Genomic DNA, 17,845 nt, shown 5'->3' with positions numbered 1-17,845 from the left:
CCTTTGACTGCCAACCCCAGATTGCCAATACTCATGGCATATTGAAGGCCACCCGCATGAGACAAGGAATGCCCCTTTGAAGCTGGAACTCAAAAACAGCTTGTCGGTGAAGTTGCTACGGGTTGTGCTGCTGTCGGCATTGATCGTGGGCGTCGTGCTGAGCGTGGCGCAGATCGTGTTCGATGCCTACAAGACACGCCAGGCCGTAGCCGGTGATGCCCAGCGCATCCTCGACATGTTTCGCGACCCCTCGACCCAGGCCGTCTACAGCCTGGACCGCGAGATGGGCATGCAAGTGATTGAGGGCCTGTTCCAGGATGACGCGGTGCGCATGGCGTCCATCGGCCACCCCAACGAAACCATGCTGGCGGAAAAAAGCCGTGCCTTGCAGCAAGCGCCCAGCCGCTGGTTGACTGACCTGATTCTCGGCCGGGAACGCACCTTCACCACGGCGCTGGTGGGCAAAGGCCCCTACAGCGAGTATTACGGCGACCTGAGCATCACCCTCGACACCGCGACTTATGGCCAGGGCTTTATCGTCAACTCGGTGATCATCTTCATTTCCGGGGTGTTGCGCGCCCTGGCCATGGGCCTGGTGCTGTACCTGGTCTATCACTGGCTGCTGACCAAGCCGCTGTCACGGATTATCGAGCACCTGACGTCGATCAACCCGGACCGGCCCAGCGAACACAAGATCCCGCAGCTCAAGGGCCACGAGCGCAACGAGTTGGGGCTGTGGATCAACACCGCCAACCAATTGCTCGAATCCATCGAACGTAACACCCATTTGCGTCATGAGGCCGAAAGCAGCCTGTTGCGCATGGCCCAGTACGACTTCCTGACCGGCCTGCCGAACCGCCAGAAACTGCAGGAGCAACTGGACAAGATCCTCATCGACGCCGGCCGTCGACAACGGCGCGTAGCGGTATTGTGCGTGGGGTTGGATGACTTCAAGAGCGTCAACGAGCAGTTCACCTACCAGGCCGGTGACAAATTGTTGCTGGCCTTGGCCGACCGATTGCGCGCCCACAGCGGCCGCCTCGGCGCACTCGCCCGTCTGGGTGGCGACCAGTTCGCCCTGGTGCAGGCCGATATCGACCAGCCTTACGAGGCCGCCGAACTGGCACAAAGCATTCTGGACGACCTGGAGGCGGAGTTCGCTCTCGATCACGAAGGCATCCGCCTGCGCGCCACCATCGGCATCACCCTGTTCCCGGAAGACGGCGACAGCACCGAAAAGCTGCTGCAAAAAGCCGAACAGACCATGACCCTGGCCAAGACCCGTTCGCGCAACCGCTATCAGTTCTACATCGCCAGCGTCGACAGCGAAATGCGCCGCCGCCGCGAGCTGGAAAAAGACCTGCGCGAAGCCCTCAGCCGCGACCAGTTCCACCTGGTGTACCAACCGCAGATCAGCTACCGCGATCACCGCGTGGTCGGTGTGGAGGCGCTGATCCGCTGGCAGCATCCAGAGCATGGCCTGGTACCGCCGGACCTGTTTATCCCGCTCGCTGAGCAGAACGGCACCATTATTCCGATTGGCGAATGGGTGCTGGACCAGGCCTGCCGGCAATTGCGCGAATGGCACGACCTGGGCTTCACCGACCTGCGCATGGCGGTCAACTTGTCCACCGTGCAACTGCACCACACCGAACTGCCACGGGTGGTCAATAACCTGATGCAGATCTACCGCCTGCCGCCGCGCAGCCTGGAACTGGAAGTCACCGAAACCGGCCTGATGGAAGACATCAGCACCGCAGCCCAGCATCTGCTGAGCCTGCGTCGCTCCGGGGCGTTGATTGCCATCGATGACTTTGGCACCGGTTACTCATCCCTCAGCTACTTGAAAAGCCTGCCCCTGGACAAGATCAAGATCGACAAGAGCTTCGTCCAGGACCTGCTGGACGATGACGACGATGCCACCATCGTGCGCGCGATCATCCAACTGGGCAAAAGCCTGGGCATGCAGGTGATCGCCGAAGGCGTGGAAACCGCTGAGCAGGAGGCCTATATCATCTCCGAGGGCTGCCATGAGGGTCAGGGTTACCACTACAGCAAACCCTTGCAGGCCAGGGAGTTGGCGGCATTTCTGAAGCAGTCGGAGCGTAACAACGCCGTCATTCTTTGACCGGCCAAAACGATACTGAATATTTCCCGCGCATAACCCTTTACACAAAATGCAAATCTTTCGCATTATGTCGCAGTTTTTGCGCTCCCCCCGCGCGCCCCATCAACAACCGAAGCAGGATGTTCGCCATGATTCGTATGCCCCTGGCCACCGCCAGTCTGCTGGCCATTGCCATTTCTCTCGCCGGCTGTGGCGAAGGTAAAGACAAGGCCGCAGCGCCACAGGCGCCGACCCCGGCTGCCAGCACTACCGCTCCAGCGGCTGCCACCCCTGCCGGTCAGGTCGACGAAGCGGCCGCCAAGGCCGTGGTCGCGCATTACGCAGACATGGTATTTGCGGTCTACAGCGATGCCGAGTCCACCGCGAAAACCCTGCAGACCGCGATCGACGCGTTCCTCGCCAAGCCGAACGACGAAACCCTGAAAGCCGCACGTACCGCCTGGATCGCGGCCCGCGTCCCGTACCTGCAGAGCGAAGTGTTCCGCTTCGGCAACACCATCATCGACGACTGGGAAGGCCAGGTGAACGCATGGCCGCTGGACGAAGGCCTGATCGACTACGTCGACAAGTCCTACGAACACGCCCTGGGCAACCCGGGCGCCACCGCCAATATCATTGCCAACACCCAGATCCAGGTCGGCGAAGACAAGGTCGACGTGAAGGACATCACGCCGGAAAAACTCGCCAGCCTCAATGAGCTGGGCGGTTCCGAAGCCAACGTCGCCACCGGCTACCACGCCATCGAATTCCTGCTGTGGGGCCAGGACCTGAACGGCACCGGCCCAGGCGCCGGCAACCGTCCGGCGTCGGACTACCTGACGGGCGACGGTGCCACCGGTGGCCACAACGAGCGCCGCCGCACTTACCTGCGTGCCGTGACCCAACTGCTGGTCAGCGATCTGGAAGAAATGGTCGGCAACTGGAAACCCAACGTCGAAGACAACTACCGCGCCACCCTGGAGGCAGAACCTGCCACCGACGGCCTGCGCAAAATGTTGTTCGGCATGGGCAGCCTGTCCCTGGGCGAACTGGCCGGTGAGCGCATGAAGGTGTCCCTGGAAGCCAACTCGCCGGAAGACGAACAGGACTGCTTCAGCGACAACACCCACAACTCGCACTTCTACGACGCCAAGGGCATCCGCAACGTCTACCTGGGCGAGTACACCCGCGTCGACGGCACCAAAATGACCGGCGCCAGCCTGTCGTCCCTGGTGGCCAAGGCCGACCCGGCTGCCGACACCGCCTTGAAAGCGGACCTGGCGGCGACCGAAGCGAAGATCCAGGTCATGGTGGACCACGCCAACAAGGGTGAGCACTACGACCAGTTGATCGCGGCCGGCAATGACGCGGGCAACCAGATCGTGCGCGACGCCATCGCCGCATTGGTCAAGCAGACTGGCTCGATCGAAGCGGCAGCGGGCAAGCTGGGTATCAGCGACCTGAACCCGGATAACGCTGATCACGAGTTCTGATCCAGGTGGGAGGGGGCTTGCTCCCGATAGCGGTGTGTCAGTGAAGCAGGTGTTTACTGACACATCGCCATCGGAGGCAAGCCCCCTCCCACATTTGACTGCATTGCCTCAAACCCCGGTTTACATGCCCCGCACCCCAGGTAGAATGGCGCCTCTGCCCTACCTCGAGCGAATTTCATGGCGTTGCCGACCCTGCGTATCATCGGTTTCATCATCGGCATCTTCCTGATCACCCTCGCGATCGCCATGGTCGTGCCCATGGCCACCCTGGTGATTTTCGAACGCACCAGCGACCTGCCTTCGTTCCTGTGGGCCAGCATGATCACCTTTCTCGCCGGCCTGGCCCTGGTGATTCCCGGTCGCCCCGAGCATGTGCACCTGCGCCCGCGGGACATGTACCTGCTGACCGTCAGCAGCTGGGTGGTGGTGTGTGTCTTCGCCGCGCTGCCCTTTCTGTTGACCCAGCACATCAGCTACACCGACTCGTTCTTCGAAAGCATGTCCGGCATCACCGCCACCGGCTCCACGGTGTTGAGCGGCCTGGACACCCTGTCGCCGGGCATCCTGATGTGGCGCTCGCTGCTGCACTGGCTCGGTGGTATCGGTTTTATCGGCATGGCGGTAGCGATCCTGCCGCTGCTGCGCATCGGTGGCATGCGCCTGTTCCAGACCGAGTCCTCGGACCGCTCGGAAAAAGTCATGCCCCGCTCGCACATGGTGGCGCGGCTGATCGTGGCGGCCTACGTGGGCATCACCATCCTTGGCAGCCTGGCGTTCTGGTGGGCGGGCATGGGCCTGTTCGATGCAATCAACCACGCAATGTCGGCGATTTCCACCGGCGGTTTCTCCACCTCGGATGAGTCCCTGGCCCATTGGAAACAACCGGCGGTGCACTGGGTGGCGGTGGTGGTGATGATTCTCGGCAGCCTGCCGTTCACCCTGTATGTGGCCACGTTGCGCGGCAACCGCAAGGCACTGATCAAGGATCAGCAGGTACAAGGCTTGCTCGGTTTGCTGATCGTGACCTGGTTGGTGCTCGGTACCTGGTACTGGTGGACCACCAACCTGCATTGGCTCGATGCCCTGCGCCATGTGGCGTTGAACGTGACCTCGGTGGTCACCACCACCGGTTTCGCGTTGGGGGACTACAGCCTTTGGGGCAACTTCTCACTGATGCTGTTCTTCTACCTGGGGTTTATCGGTGGTTGTTCGGGCTCGACAGCCGGCGGGATCAAGATCTTCCGTTTCCAAGTCGCCTACATCCTGCTCAAAGCCAACTTGAACCAGCTGATTCACCCGCGCGCGGTGATCAAGCAGAAGTACAACGGCCATCGTCTGGACGAAGAGATCGTGCGTTCGATCCTGACGTTTTCGTTTTTCTTCGCCATCACCATCTGCGCCATCGCCCTCGCTTTGTCGCTGCTGGGCCTGGACTGGATGACCGCCTTGACCGGCGCCGCCAGCACGGTGTCCGGTGTCGGCCCGGGCCTGGGGGAAACCATCGGCCCGGCGGGCAACTTCGCCAGCCTGCCGGATGCGGCCAAATGGATCCTGTCATTGGGCATGCTGCTCGGTCGACTGGAGATCATTACGGTCTTTGTTCTGTGTATTCCGGCTTTTTGGCGTCACTGACAACCGAGGTTTCCAACAACCGCGTCCGGTATTCACCGGGCGTGGCATCGAACCAGCGACGAAACGCACGGAAGAAGTTGCTCGGGTCGGCAAAACCCAACAGGTAAGCGATTTCCAGTAAGGTCATGCTCGGCTGTGCCAGGTATTGCTCGGCGAGTTCGCGTCGGGTGTCGTCGAGCAGGGTCTGGAAGCTGGTGCCCTCCTCTTGTAGCCGCCGCTGCAAGGTGCGCTGGGACAGGTGCAACGTCTGCGCCACCACTTCACGCTTGGGCTCGCCTTGGGGCAACAGCCGGCACAGCACTTGCCGCGCCTTGTGGGTCACGCGGCTTTCCGAGAAACGCGCCAGGTATTCACCGGCAAATCGATCATGCAACAGCGCCATGGCCTCGTTGGCCGTGGGCAGCGGCGCTTCCATGTCGGCCCGCTCGAAAATCAACGCGTCGTAGGGCGCGTTGAACTCCAGGGGTGCGTGGAAGGCTTGTTTGTACGGGCCAAGGTCCGCCGGCTGATCACCTTGCAGCACCACCTTGCGCGGCTGCAGGGTGCGGCCGGTGAGCCAGCCACACAGCGCCAGGGCACTGGCCAGCGAGGCTTCGGCGCTTTGCCGGGTCGGCGGCAGGTGATCCCCGTGCACCGTCAGAATCAGCGCATACCCTTCGGGGATCAGTCGGAAACTCAGGTCGGCACTTTCAGCGATGATGCGCTGGTAACGCACCAGGCGCATAAAACCCTCGGCGAGGGTGTTGCTGGACATCAGCGCATAGCCGGCCACATGAAACGACGCCGGGCGCACCACCTTGCCCATGTTCAGACCGATCGCCGGATTGCCCGACAGCTCCACCGCGCGCTGCCACAGGCGGGTCATGCAATCCTGTGGAAACCGCGCATCGGGGTCATTCAGGGCGGCGTAGTCCAGGCCCAACTGCCTGAACAAGGCGCGGCAATCCAGGCCGTCCATTTCCAATGCCTTGACGATCCCCATCGCCCAGCTTGCAGAAGTTGTTCGTTCGCTCATGGCGTCTTCTTAATAAAGCAGGCTCAAACGACAGCCAGGAAGCCAAGGATACTAAAGTGGCATCTATTGTCACTGGCTGTTACTACTGATCACTCTAGACTCAAATAAGCTCCCCGCCGAACATCTGTTGGGCGGCATAACAATCAAAGGGCCAGCCACTGTGGAAAACGTCAAGCGATTCAATAGCTTTGCTGAGTTCTACCCCTATTACCTGGCCGAGCACGCCAACAGTACCTGCCGGCGCCTGCATTTCATCGGTACCACGCTGGTAATCGGCATTCTGGCGTATGCCATCGGCCGCGGTTCGTTGGGTTTGCTGGTGGCGTTGCCGATTGCCGGCTACAGCTTTGCCTGGGTCGGCCACTTCTTCTTCGAAAAGAACCGCCCGGCGACCTTTCAGCACCCGTTTTACAGCTTGTTGGGGGACTTTGTGATGTACCGCGACATGATTCTGGGCAAGGTGCCGTTCTAGGCGAACGACCGTTTAAACGATGAAAGTTCCTGCATCCGGCGACATAAAAATCTTTTTGTCATTTGCGGTGCTGTATCCTGCCAAGGCTTTTTGAGAGCGCGGAATCACCTGCGATTGAAAAAACAGACCTTGCGAGGAGCGACCACGATGCACGAGATACCTAATCTCCCCTTCCCAAGCCTGCACCCTACAGAGCAGCCAACACCGCAGCAGGCCAGCGATAAACAGCCTGAGGCCAAAAAAGAAGCCAAACCAGTCGACAGCAAAAGCCAGGACTGACGCCGTACCAGACCGTGTGGAAAGCGCAATGTTGAGCGCTTTCCACACTGCCTGAATGAATCGAGGCCCCGCCATGACCGATACCCTCCCCGACAACCCGAACACCGCTGTACTCGACGCAGCCCTGCAGATGGTCGAGGTGTGGAACCGCCTCAGCGCGGAGAAACAGGCCGTACTGCTCAAGCGTTTCGGCACCCAGGAAAACGCGCTGGCCGCCCTGGTCACCACCCAACTGCTGGCCCCTGCGCGCGCCTGAGGTCTTTTTGATCCGAGGTTTTTGTGTTTTAGCGCCCTGCGCGAAGCAAACCACCGGTATCATTAGCAACCTATCTTTACCTGCTGCGACAGTGGACCCCTCCCATGCTCGATACCCAGCGCCCCATGGCGGTCACGCTGCAAGTTGTTTCCATCGTCCTGTTCACCTTCATCGGCTACCTGAATATCGGCATCCCCCTGGCCGTGTTGCCGGGCTATGTCCACAGTGAGCTGGGCTACGGCGCGGTGATTGCCGGCCTGGTGATCAGCGTGCAATACCTGGCTACCCTGCTGAGCCGCCCGTACGCGGGCAAGATCATCGACAACCTGGGCAGCAAGCGCGCCGTGCTGATAGGCCTGGCCGGCTGCGGCCTGAGCGGCGTGTTCATGCTGCTCGCTGCGTGGTTCTCCAGCCTGCCGGCCTTGAGCCTGGGCAGCCTGTTGATCGGCCGCCTGGTGCTGGGCAGCGCGGAAAGCCTGGTGGGCTCGGGCGCCATCGGCTGGGGCATCGGCCGGGTCGGCGCGCAGAACACCGCCAAGGTCATCTCCTGGAACGGCATCGCCAGCTACGGCGCACTGGCGGTCGGTGCACCGTTGGGCGTCGTGCTGGTGAAGAGTTTCGGGCTGTGGAGCATGGGGGTCAGCATCATCCTGCTGGCCATCGTCGGCCTGCTGTTGGCCTGGAACAAGGTCGCCGCACCGATCGTGGCCGGCGTGCGCCTGCCCTTCATGAATGTGCTGGGCCGGGTATTGCCCCACGGCTGCGCGCTGGCGCTGGGCTCGATTGGATTTGGCACCATCGCGACCTTCATCACCCTGTACTACACCACCCAGCACTGGGATAACGCGGTGTGGGCCTTGAGCCTGTTCGGCGCCAGCTTTATCGGTGCACGTCTGCTGTTCGGCAACCTGATCAACCGGATCGGCGGGTTTCGCGTGGCGATTGCCTGCCTGTCGGTGGAGATCCTCGGCCTGCTGTTGCTGTGGCTCGCCCCGGATGCCAGCCTGGCCCTGGCCGGCGCGGCGTTGAGCGGGTTTGGCTTCTCCCTGGTGTTTCCCGCCTTGGGCGTCGAAGCCGTCAACTTGGTACCGGCGTCCAGCCGGGGCTCGGCGGTGGGGGCTTACTCGCTGTTTATCGACCTGTCGCTGGGCATCACCGGCCCGCTCGCCGGGGCCGTGGCGGCAGGCTTCGGCTTTGCGTCGATCTTCCTGTTCGCCGCCCTCGCCGCCGTGGGTGGCTTGCTGCTCAGTGTTTACCTGTACCGACAAGCGCCAAAAGCCCGTGAGGCACGTGGCGACTAAAAGTCGACCTTGCCACGCCCGGCCTTGATGCTGCCGCGCTTGGTCTTGGATTCGAGGCGACGCTTTTTCGAGCCCAGGGTCGGTTTGGTCGGGCGGCGCTTTTTCTCCACCTTGGTGGCGCTGAGGATCAACTCCACCAGGCGCTCCAGCGCATCCGCGCGGTTCTGCTCCTGGGTCCGGTATTGCTGGGCCTTGAGCACCAGCACGCCCTCACTGGTAATCCGACTGTCGCGCAGCGCCAGCAAACGCTCCTTGTAGAACGCCGGCAGCGACGACGCCGGGATATCAAAGCGCAGGTGCACCGCACTCGACACCTTGTTGACGTTCTGCCCACCGGCGCCCTGTGCGCGAATGGCGGTCAGCTCGATCTCGGTGTCGGGCAGGTGGACGTTGTTGGAAATTACCAGCATGAGCGGCAGCTACCTCGAATGGAGAAGCTCAAGGATACGCGAATGCGCACTCCCTCCGTCCTCTAAGCAGCAAACCCGGCACACGGCCGGGTTTGCTTGATCACGGATTACGCTTACTTAACTGCGGGCACTGCCGCGTCCAAGGCTTGCTGCGCACGACGCTTGTTCTTGATCCCGTAACACACCGCCATAAACGCCACCCACACCGGTATCGCATACACCGACACCTGGATGCCCGGAATCATCAGCATGATCACCAGGATAAACACCACGAACGCCAGGCACACGAAGTTGCCGTAGGGGTACCACAATGCCTTGAACAACGGCACCTGGCCGGTGCGGTTCATGTGCTGGCGGAACTTGAAGTGCGAGAAGCTGATCATCGCCCAGTTGATCACCAGCGTAGCCACCACCAGGGACATCAGCAGTTCCAGCGCGTGCTGCGGGATCAGGTAGTTCATCAGCACCGCCACCAGGGTGATCGCCGCCGAGGCGAGGATGGAACGCACCGGCACGCCGCGCTTGTCGATCCTGGCCAATGCCTTGGGCGCATCGCCCTGCTCGGCCATGCCCAGCAACATGCGGCTGTTGCAGTAAGTGCCGCTGTTGTACACCGACAGCGCCGCTGTCAGGACCACAAAGTTGAGAATATGCGCGGCAGTGTTACTGCCGAGCATCGAGAACACCTGCACGAATGGGCTGCCGCTATAGGCGTCACCCGAGGCGTTGAGGGTCTCCAGCAGGCTGTCCCACGGCGTTAACGACAACAGCACAACCAGGGCGCCGATGTAGAAAATCAGGATGCGGTAGATCACCTGGTTGATCGCCTTCGGGATCACGGTGCGCGGTTTGTCCGCCTCGGCAGCGGTGAAGCCGAGCATTTCCAGGCCGCCGAAGGAGAACATGATGATCGCCATGGCCATCACCAATCCGCCGACGCCGTGAGGGAAGAAGCCGCCGTGTTCCCACAGGTTGGTCACCGAGGCCTGTGGCCCGCCACTGCCGCTGACCAGCAGGTAGCTGCCCAATGCGATCATGCCGACGATGGCCACCACCTTGATGATGGCGAACCAGAACTCGGCTTCACCGAACACTTTGACGTTGGCCAGGTTGATCAGGTTGATCAGCACGAAGAACGCCGCGGCCGAGACCCAGGTCGGAATCTCCGGCCACCAGTAGTGCACGTATTTGCCGACGGCGGTCAGTTCCGACATGCCCACCAGGATGTACAAAATCCAGCAGTTCCAACCCGACAGGAAGCCGGCGAAACCGCCCCAGTACTTGTGGGCAAAGTGGCTGAAGGAACCGGCGACCGGCTCTTCGACGATCATTTCGCCAAGCTGGCGCATGATCATGAAGGCAATGAAGCCGCAGATGGCATAACCCAGGATCATCGACGGCCCGGCGGATTTGAGCACCCCGGCCGAGCCGAGGAACAGGCCGGTACCGATGGCGCCACCGAGGGCGATCAGCTGGATATGCCGGTTTTTCAGGCCGCGTTTCAGCTCGCCTGAAGAGGAATGGGGTCCACTCATGAAAAGGGTCTCACGCAAGGTTTGAGAATTTTGACTGCAGGTTGCTGCGTTGAATCAACGACTCAAGCAGCGCCGCTCAAACCCCAGCGCAGGCACCAGGAGTACAGCGTCTTTCTTACGGTCATGCGTCACCTGTTTGTTTTTATCTGTGACGAAATCGAACCCGTCCGGCTCATGGCCAGGCGGAGTGATCAGGGTGGGTGAACCCTGAGGTCTTGTCCTTTTGCGTGGTTACGCAAGGGGGTCACAGTAAAACGCGGCGGATTGTACACCGCTCGACAGCTTGGAGGCGCCGGCGAAAAGCGAGTGCGACGATCTGTCAGGTAATTCTTACAGGGCAAAAACGGTCAATGATGCCGACATTTACTCGTAAATTAATCGTTACAGCACGGAAAATTAACGTTACAGCCATGATCTTCATAAAAATTGACGGTAGGAAGATTCTGACCCAGCAGTCGCTTCAGCCGCCTGTATTTACTCAAGAAAAAATCAAATGGGAAAAACAGAACAAAATATCCAAATGAAACCGTGTCAATAAAAATTTTGCATTTTGAAACACTCTCTCCTAGGTTCATCCCACTTGCTGACGAAGCCCGTTGGCAAGTCGTTCTCAAACACCGTCCTCTAGGAGATACACCATGCAAGCACTGGAAAACGACCTGGAAACCGAACTGCAACTCGACGACTGGTTTGAAGCACCGACCCATGACGCCGCCGTTGAGATGATGCAAGCCGATGCCGTTGTGCCATTTGGCACCGCGATGTGGCCCTTCTAAAACCGGCACGCTCTTGGCAGGTGCCGCGCTCGGCACCTGCTCCCTTACCCAAGGCACAGAAGGATGTACGTCATGGACAAGGCCCGCGCCGTCGAACACTTTCTCTACTACCTCGCGCACCATCCGGCCCTCAGTGGCCTGAGCCGCCCCACCGTGCTGCTGGGCCATACCGAGCGCTACGACGCCATCGCCCAGGCGATCACCCAGGGCAGCGCCGCGCGTTTCAACTTCCAGGTGCAGCGCCTGGACCTGGCCGCCAGCGACACCCTGGCCATTGCCATCGAAGCCTGCGACCTGTACCTGTTTCTCTACGATTCCTCCACCCTGCCCAACCCACGCGCCGAAGGCCCGGACTTCATCCGTGCCCTGCAGGGCGTGATGGCCGAACACTGGAAAAAATCCCTGCTGTTCAAGGATTACGGCGACTATTTCTACGACACCTTCAGCGTCGAGCCGCAGCGCATCGCCGACCTCAACGCCACGCTGATTCGGCGCATGTCCCAGGCCAACGTGCTGAGCTTTACCGACAAACATGGCTCGCGGCTGGAAGCGCCAATGAGCAGCATCAAGAAGTGGACCAATATCAACGGCGTCGGCAACCACGACCTGGCGCCGGGTGAGATCGCCACGCACAGCGAAGCGATCAATGGCCAGGTGCGGTTTGTCGGCACCTTTCTCAGCACTATCCCGTTCGCACGCAAATACGGCGTGCTGGAGTCACCGCTGGAGCTGTGGATCGAGAACTCGACCATCTGCAGCGTGGCCAGTGAAGTGCCGGGGTTGGCCGATGATTTCAACAAGTACCTGAATGCCAATCCGTCGAACCGGCGTGTGGAAGAGTTGGGGATTGGTACCAATGAAGGGGTGAAGGATCTGTATGCGCGCAACGCCGGGTTCGAGGAGCGCCATTGCGGGTTGCACCTGGGACTGGGAGGTGGGCAGAAAGGCAGCCATCACCTGGACTTGATCTTTGCCAGTGGGGTGTTGGCGCTGGATGACAAGCCGGTGTTTGACGGGGCCTTTGCGTTCTGAGCAAAGCTTTAACTAACACTGAAAATCTGAATGTGGGAGGGGGCTTGCCCCCGATGGCAGTCGGTCAGTTGATGTATGTGGTGGCTGCCATACCGCTATCGGGGGCAAGCCCCCTCCCACAGTTGAATGCATTTCAAATTCAGATAAAAAAAAACGCCAACTCGAGGGTTGGCGTTTTTTATGCGGCGATCAAATCACTGCGGCTTCTTGCGACCAAAACCAGGACGCTGGCCGGAACCGGCCGGTGCGCCACGGCGCTTGCCAGACGGCTCGTCCGCGACCAGTTTCGGGCCAGGGCGCTTGTTCGCCGCCGGCCTGGCTGGACGCTTGGTGCTGGCGTTGTCGGCTGGGCGATCCGCTTCACCCCGGTTGCTGCGACCACCGGCCGGGGCCGGACGCGGTGCACGCGGCGCACGCTCGCCTTCCTGACGCGACGGCGCGGTTGGGCGGCGTTCACCTTCGATCTGCGGCTCTCGGGAGATACGACCGCCAGTCGCCGGTGCATTCAACGCAGGGCGCAGGGTGCGGGCAACACGCTCGGTGCGCGCCACCGGGCGCGACGATTTACGCTGCATCCGCTCAAGCTTGTCTTTGCTCTTGGCGTTCATCTGCGGCATCGCCACCGGCGTCAGGCCGACTTCGGCGCTGAGGATGTCGACTTCGTACTGGCTCATTTCGCGCCAGCGGCCCATCGGCAGGTCGGAGTTGAGGAACACCGGACCGAAACGCACGCGCTTCAGGCGGCTGACCACCAGGCCCTGGGATTCCCACAGGCGACGCACTTCACGGTTACGGCCTTCCATCACCACGCAGTGGTACCAGTGGTTGAAACCTTCGCCACCCGGTGCCTGCTTGATGTCGGTGAACTTGGCCGGGCCGTCTTCCAGCACCACGCCCGCCTTGAGGCGCTCGATCATCTCGTCATCGACTTCGCCGCGTACGCGCACGGCGTACTCGCGGTCCATCTCGTAGGACGGGTGCATCAGGCGGTTGGCCAGCTCACCGTCAGTGGTGAACATCAGCAAGCCGGTGGTGTTGATGTCCAGACGACCGATGTTGATCCAGCGGCCTTCTTTGGGCTTGGGCATCTTGTCGAACACGGTCGGACGGCCTTCCGGGTCGTCACGGGTGCAGATCTCGCCATCGGGTTTGTTGTACATGATCACGCGGCGCACCGATTCGGCGGCCTCTTCACGCTTGATGACCTTGCCATCGATGGTGATTGCGTCGTGCAGGTCGACGCGCTGGCCGAGGGTAGCCTCGACGCCGTTGACCTTGATGCGCTTCTGGGTGATCCAGGCTTCGACGTCGCGGCGCGAGCCCACGCCGATACGCGCCAGCACCTTTTGCAGTTTTTCGCCTGCTGGGCCGATTTCCTGGCTGTCGTTCTGGTCTTTGTCGTTCATCTTAAGCACCTCCCGGTGGGTCGATTCAGGCATGGCCTGAAGAGTGTTGAAAGCGGGGCTTTGGCCGAATAGCTCGGCAAAGGGTCGCGAATCATACGCGCATGGCGCGCGTTGCGCATCAGAGACTAGTCGATTAGTGGCCGGTCGTCGGTTTTTCCGCCGACCGGTGAGCCATGTGGGGTCCGGGTCAATCTTCGAACTGGCGGCGCTCGGCCTCAATGGCTTCAGCCAGGGCCCGGGCTTCGTCTTCTTCGTCGCTCAACGGCGGCTGTTCGAGGGCGGCGACGGCGGCCAGGAGTTTTTCGCGGGCTTCAGCGACGCCGAGGATGTCTTCTTCAGGGTCGGGTTCCGGCTCGGGGTCAACGGTTTCCTGGGGTTCTGCCTCAGTCGCACCGTCACGCAACAAGTCATCAAAGTCGGTCTTGATGCCCTGCTCCATGTCGTCCAGTTCCAGCAGCAAGGTATGGAAACTGGTTTCGTCCTTCGGCTCTTCCGGCTCTGCCGTCGCATCGGCGAGCTCTTGCAGGCTGGCCGGCACAGGGGCATCGTCGAAGTCGAGCACCGGCTCCGCTTCCATCTCGCGCAATTCGGCCAGCGGCGGCAAGTCGTCGAGGTTTTTCAGGTTGAAATGGTCGAGGAACACCTTGGTGGTAGCAAACATCGCCGGTTTGCCGGGCACGTCACGGTAACCGACGATGCGGATCCACTCGCGCTCCAGCAGCGTCTTGACGATGTGGCTGTTGACCGCCACGCCCCGCACGTCCTCGATCTCGCCCCGGGTGATGGGCTGGCGATAGGCGATCAGCGCCATGGTCTCCAGCATCGCCCGCGAGTAGCGCTGGGGGCGCTCTTCCCACAGGCGGCCCACCCAAGGGGAAAATTTCTCACGAATCTGCAGGCGATAACCCGACGCCACCTCGCGCAGTTCGAACGCACGACCGTCGCAGGACTTGCGCAGAATCTCCAGCGCCTTCTTGAACACTGGCGGTTCGGGGCGTTCGGCTTCTTCAAAGAGTTCGAACAAGCGTTCCAGGGATTGCGGTTTGCCCGACGCCAGTAGGAAAGCTTCCAGCAGCGGTGCCAGTTCGCGGGGTTCAGTCAGATTCATCGATTCAGCTCGTTATTCGGCTCGCGCCCGCACGTGGATAGCCGCAAAAGGCTCATTCTGGACCAGCTCGACCAGGGACTCCTTGACCAGTTCGAGGATCGCCATAAATGTCACTACCACTCCCAGGCGCCCTTCTTCGGCGGTGAACAGCTCGACAAACGGCACAAAACCGCCGCCCTTGAGGCGCTCCAGTACGTCGCTCATGCGCTCGCGGGTGGACAGCGCCTCGCGGCTGACCTGGTGACTTTCAAACATATCGCCGCGGCGCAGTACCTCGGCCATGGACATCAGCAATTCTTCCAGGCTCACGTCCGGCAACAGTTTGCGCGCACGGGCCTCGGGGGCATCCAGCTTGGGCACAACCACATCGCGGCCCACCCGGCTCAGGCCATCGATGCCTTCGGCGGCGGCCTTGAAGCGTTCGTACTCCTGCAGGCGGCGGATCAGTTCGGCGCGCGGGTCATCTTCTTCGGCTTCCACCGTCTCCGAGCGCGGCAGCAGCATGCGCGACTTGATCTCGGCGAGCATGGCAGCCATCACCAGGTACTCGGCGGCCAGCTCCAGACGCACCGACTGCATCAACTCCACATAGCCCATGTACTGACGGGTGATCTCCGCCACCGGGATGTCGAGGATGTTGATGTTCTGCTTGCGGATCAGGTACAGCAGCAAGTCCAGCGGGCCTTCGAACGCCTCAAGGAAGACTTCCAGCGCGTCCGGCGGAATGTACAGGTCCAGGGGCATTTCCATGACCGCCTGGCCATACACCATGGCAAACGGCAGTTCCTGCTGGGCCCCCGCCTGGCTGTCGACGGTTTCCACGGCCGACATTCAGGCCTCGACCATGAACGGAGCCGGATCGCCGCAACCCACGCGGATCACTTCGGGTTCGCCGTCGGCCAGGTTGATCACGGTGGAGGCCTTGTTGCCGCCATAGCCGCCGTCGATGATCAGGTCGACGTGCTTTTCCAACAGCCGGCGCATTTCGTAAGGATCGTACAGCGGCTCGACTTTACCCGGCATGATCAACGACACGCTCATCAACGGCTCACCCAGCTCTTCGAGGAGCGCCAGGGCAATGGGGTGCTCTGGCACCCGCAGGCCGATGGTGCGCTTCTTGGGGTGCAGCAGCAGGCGCGGCACTTCGCGGGTAGCGTTGAGAATAAAGGTGTAGGGCCCCGGCGTGTGCGCCTTGAGCAGGCGGAAGGTGCCGGTGTCGACCTTGGCAAACAGCCCCAATTGGGACAGGTCGCTGCAGATCAGCGCGAAGTTGTGCTTGTCGTCCAGCTGACGCAGGCGTCTTACCCGCTCGACCGCACCCTTGTCGCCGATCTGGCAACCAATGGCGTAGGACGAGTCGGTGGGGTAGATCACCACGCCGCCGGCGCGGATGATCTCGACAGCCTGTTTGATCAGGCGCGCCTGGGGGTTTTCCGGATGAATCTGGAAGAATTGACTCACGTGCTCTACCTGTTCAGACGGTGGCAATAATGGGGTCATGCTTGAATCGCCCCCACAAGAGCGGCAAATCTTCCGGGACGGGGCGATACTCACCGATCTCGGACCAGCCGCCTGGGCCATGAAAATCACTGCCGGCGCTGACCAGCAGACCAAATTCGCGGGCAAGAATCGCCAGGCTGCCGACCTGTTCGGCGGGTTGATGCCCGTTGACCACCTCGATTGCGTGGCCGCCCGCTCCAATATAGTCGGCAATCAGCTTGCGGCGCTTGCTGCGGGTGAAATCGTAGTGCCAGGGATGGGCCAGGCTGACCCAGGCCCCGGAGGTGCGCAGGGTCTCGACGGTGTCTTCCAGGGTCGGCCAGTGTTGCTTCACATCCCCCAACTTGCCGGCGCCCAGCCATTTGCGGAACGCTTCGGCGCGGTCCTTTACAAAACCTTCACGTACCATCCAGTCGGCAAAGTGCGGCCGGGCCGGTGCGTTACCGCTGTCACCCAGTTCCTGCTGGATGGCGCGGGCGCCGTCCAGGGCACCGGACATACCTTTAAGGCCGAGTTTGCGGCTTATTTCTTCGGACCGCAGCCAGCGGCCATCGTGCAGTTGGGCGATGGCTTCAACCAAAGGCGGGGCGTTTTGATCAAAACCGTAGCCGAGCACATGAATGGTGGCGCCGCCCCAGGTGCAGGACAATTCCACACCGTTGACCAACTGCATGCCCAAGGCATGCGCGGCTTCCCGGGCTTCGTCGAGGCCTTCGAGGGTGTCGTGGTCGGTCAACGCCAGGACTCGCACGCCTTTTTCAAACGCACGCGCAACCAGTACCGCGGGCGCCAGGGCGCCGTCGGAGGCCGTGCTGTGGCAGTGCAAATCAACATTCACGGGGATCTGTAACCTCAAGTCAGCTGGCGCTTTCGCTACCAAGGATGTTTGTTATTATGCCGCCACATCCAGCTTCTGGCTCTTACTGTGAAACAATTCATCGACTTCATCCCGCTGTTGCTGTTTTTCATCGTTACCAAGCTCGACCCCAGGGTCATCGAAATCGCCGGTCATGCGTTCTCGTTCGGGGGCATCTACAGCGCCACCGCCGTGCTGATCATCAGCTCTATCGTCGTCTACGGCGCCATTTTCATCTCCCAGCGCAAGCTGGAAAAAAGCCAATGGCTCACCCTGGTCGCATGCCTGGTATTCGGCGGCCTGACCCTGGCGTTCCACAGCGAAACCTTCCTCAAATGGAAAGCACCGGTGGTGAACTGGCTGTTCGCCCTGGTCTTTATCGGCAGCCACTTCATCGGTGACCGTCTGCTGATCAAGCGGATCATGGGCCATGCGCTGACCCTGCCGGATCCGGTGTGGACACGCTTGAACGTTGCGTGGATCGTGTTCTTCCTGTTCTGCGGCGCCGCCAACCTGTTCGTGGCCTTTACCTTCCAGGACTACTGGGTCGACTTCAAGGTCTTCGGCAGCCTGGCCATGACCGTGCTGTTCCTGGTCGGCCAGGGTATCTATCTGTCGCGCCACCTGCATGACGTCGCCCCTACCACTCCGAAAACCGAGGATTGAC

General features: G+C 61.1%; 18 protein-coding genes. 9 read left to right on the top strand and 9 right to left on the bottom strand.

Annotated elements, in window-relative coordinates; translation table 11 throughout:
- Nucleotides 1–76 precede the first annotated feature (76 nt).
- The 3 genes from BMX59_RS20875 (at nucleotide 77) to BMX59_RS20865 (ending at nucleotide 5,232) form a co-directional block, all read left to right on the top strand.
- Complete coding sequence (locus BMX59_RS20875; protein ID WP_092246961.1) at nucleotides 77–2,128, top strand: putative bifunctional diguanylate cyclase/phosphodiesterase; 2,052 nt, start codon at nucleotides 77–79, stop codon at nucleotides 2,126–2,128.
- Between the two features lie 128 nt (nucleotides 2,129–2,256).
- Nucleotides 2,257–3,600 (top strand): imelysin family protein, encoded by a 1,344-nt coding sequence (locus BMX59_RS20870; protein WP_071489432.1) that lies wholly within the window; start codon nucleotides 2,257–2,259, stop codon nucleotides 3,598–3,600.
- A gap of 177 nt (nucleotides 3,601–3,777) precedes the next feature.
- Nucleotides 3,778–5,232 (top strand): TrkH family potassium uptake protein, encoded by a 1,455-nt coding sequence (locus BMX59_RS20865; RefSeq protein WP_071489431.1) that lies wholly within the window; start codon nucleotides 3,778–3,780, stop codon nucleotides 5,230–5,232.
- Here BMX59_RS20865 and BMX59_RS20860 read toward each other — a convergent pair.
- On the bottom strand, nucleotides 5,189–6,247 hold the full coding sequence (locus BMX59_RS20860; RefSeq protein WP_071489430.1) for an AraC family transcriptional regulator: 1,059 nt from the start codon (nucleotides 6,245–6,247) through the stop codon (nucleotides 5,189–5,191). The genes BMX59_RS20865 and BMX59_RS20860 overlap by 44 nt on opposite strands.
- A gap of 160 nt (nucleotides 6,248–6,407) precedes the next feature.
- On the opposite strand from BMX59_RS20860, the gene BMX59_RS20855 reads away from it, so the two are divergent.
- A complete protein-coding gene (locus tag BMX59_RS20855; RefSeq protein ID WP_092246957.1) occupies nucleotides 6,408–6,719 on the top strand; it encodes an Mpo1-like protein in 312 nt (103 codons plus the stop codon).
- A gap of 12 nt (nucleotides 6,720–6,731) precedes the next feature.
- Here the strand turns inward: BMX59_RS20855 and BMX59_RS30525 are convergent, their stop codons facing one another.
- A complete protein-coding gene (locus tag BMX59_RS30525) occupies nucleotides 6,732–7,073 on the bottom strand; it encodes a hypothetical protein (protein ID WP_156682176.1) in 342 nt (113 codons plus the stop codon).
- On the opposite strand from BMX59_RS30525, the gene BMX59_RS20850 reads away from it, so the two are divergent.
- Complete coding sequence (locus BMX59_RS20850) at nucleotides 7,072–7,254, top strand: hypothetical protein (RefSeq protein ID WP_093125314.1); 183 nt, start codon at nucleotides 7,072–7,074, stop codon at nucleotides 7,252–7,254. The genes BMX59_RS30525 and BMX59_RS20850 overlap by 2 nt on opposite strands.
- Before the next feature lie 104 nt (nucleotides 7,255–7,358).
- Nucleotides 7,359–8,555, top strand: a complete 1,197-nt coding sequence (locus BMX59_RS20845; protein WP_093125311.1) for an MFS transporter — start codon at nucleotides 7,359–7,361, stop codon at nucleotides 8,553–8,555.
- Here the strand turns inward: BMX59_RS20845 and arfB are convergent.
- Both arfB and BMX59_RS20835 read right to left on the bottom strand, forming a co-directional pair.
- The gene (gene arfB, locus BMX59_RS20840; protein ID WP_093125308.1) at nucleotides 8,552–8,965 is read right to left on the bottom strand and encodes an alternative ribosome rescue aminoacyl-tRNA hydrolase ArfB; all 414 of its coding nucleotides are present in this window, start codon (nucleotides 8,963–8,965) and stop codon (nucleotides 8,552–8,554) included. The genes BMX59_RS20845 and arfB overlap by 4 nt on opposite strands.
- Nucleotides 8,966–9,078: 113 nt before the next feature.
- Nucleotides 9,079–10,500 (bottom strand): amino acid permease, encoded by a 1,422-nt coding sequence (locus tag BMX59_RS20835; RefSeq protein WP_093125303.1) that lies wholly within the window; start codon nucleotides 10,498–10,500, stop codon nucleotides 9,079–9,081.
- A 638-nt stretch (nucleotides 10,501–11,138) separates the two neighbouring features.
- Here BMX59_RS20835 and BMX59_RS30520 point away from each other — a divergent pair.
- Both BMX59_RS30520 and BMX59_RS20830 read left to right on the top strand, forming a co-directional pair.
- Nucleotides 11,139–11,276: a hypothetical protein gene (locus BMX59_RS30520; protein ID WP_163034543.1), complete on the top strand. Its 138-nt coding sequence runs from the start codon at nucleotides 11,139–11,141 to the stop codon at nucleotides 11,274–11,276.
- 72 nt (nucleotides 11,277–11,348) lie between these two features.
- Entirely contained in the window at nucleotides 11,349–12,308 is a 960-nt protein-coding gene (locus tag BMX59_RS20830) for a CgnE/CgnB domain-containing protein (RefSeq protein ID WP_093125300.1), read from the top strand.
- 194 nt (nucleotides 12,309–12,502) lie between these two features.
- On the opposite strand, the gene rluB is transcribed toward BMX59_RS20830, so the two are convergent.
- The 5 genes from rluB to BMX59_RS20805 form a co-directional block, all read right to left on the bottom strand.
- Nucleotides 12,503–13,714 carry a 23S rRNA pseudouridine(2605) synthase RluB gene (gene rluB, locus BMX59_RS20825; protein ID WP_092246939.1) on the bottom strand — a complete coding sequence of 404 codons (1,212 nt, stop codon included), beginning with the start codon at nucleotides 13,712–13,714 and terminating at the stop codon, nucleotides 12,503–12,505.
- Nucleotides 13,715–13,901: 187 nt separating this feature from the next.
- Nucleotides 13,902–14,822 (bottom strand): SMC-Scp complex subunit ScpB, encoded by a 921-nt coding sequence (gene scpB, locus BMX59_RS20820; RefSeq protein ID WP_093125294.1) that lies wholly within the window; start codon nucleotides 14,820–14,822, stop codon nucleotides 13,902–13,904.
- 12 nt (nucleotides 14,823–14,834) lie between these two features.
- On the bottom strand, nucleotides 14,835–15,533 hold the full coding sequence (locus tag BMX59_RS20815; RefSeq protein ID WP_164365898.1) for a segregation and condensation protein A: 699 nt from the start codon (nucleotides 15,531–15,533) through the stop codon (nucleotides 14,835–14,837).
- Between the two features lie 120 nt (nucleotides 15,534–15,653).
- Nucleotides 15,654–16,283 carry an L-threonylcarbamoyladenylate synthase gene (locus tag BMX59_RS20810; protein ID WP_093125290.1) on the bottom strand — a complete coding sequence of 210 codons (630 nt, stop codon included), beginning with the start codon at nucleotides 16,281–16,283 and terminating at the stop codon, nucleotides 15,654–15,656.
- Between the two features lie 13 nt (nucleotides 16,284–16,296).
- Nucleotides 16,297–17,160, bottom strand: coding sequence for a PHP domain-containing protein (locus BMX59_RS20805; RefSeq protein WP_092246932.1), 864 nt, complete (start codon nucleotides 17,158–17,160; stop codon nucleotides 16,297–16,299).
- An 87-nt stretch (nucleotides 17,161–17,247) separates the two neighbouring features.
- Here BMX59_RS20805 and BMX59_RS20800 point away from each other — a divergent pair, with 87 nt between their 5' ends.
- Entirely contained in the window at nucleotides 17,248–17,844 is a 597-nt protein-coding gene (locus BMX59_RS20800) for a septation protein A (RefSeq protein WP_071489418.1), read from the top strand.
- Nucleotide 17,845 lies beyond the last annotated feature (1 nt).

The sequence above is a fragment of the Pseudomonas sp. NFR09 genome (genome assembly GCF_900111535.1).
Lineage (GTDB): Bacteria > Pseudomonadota > Gammaproteobacteria > Pseudomonadales > Pseudomonadaceae > Aquipseudomonas > Aquipseudomonas extremorientalis.
Note: the sequence above shows the minus strand (reverse complement) of the source record. Positions and strands in the feature narration are given on the sequence as shown.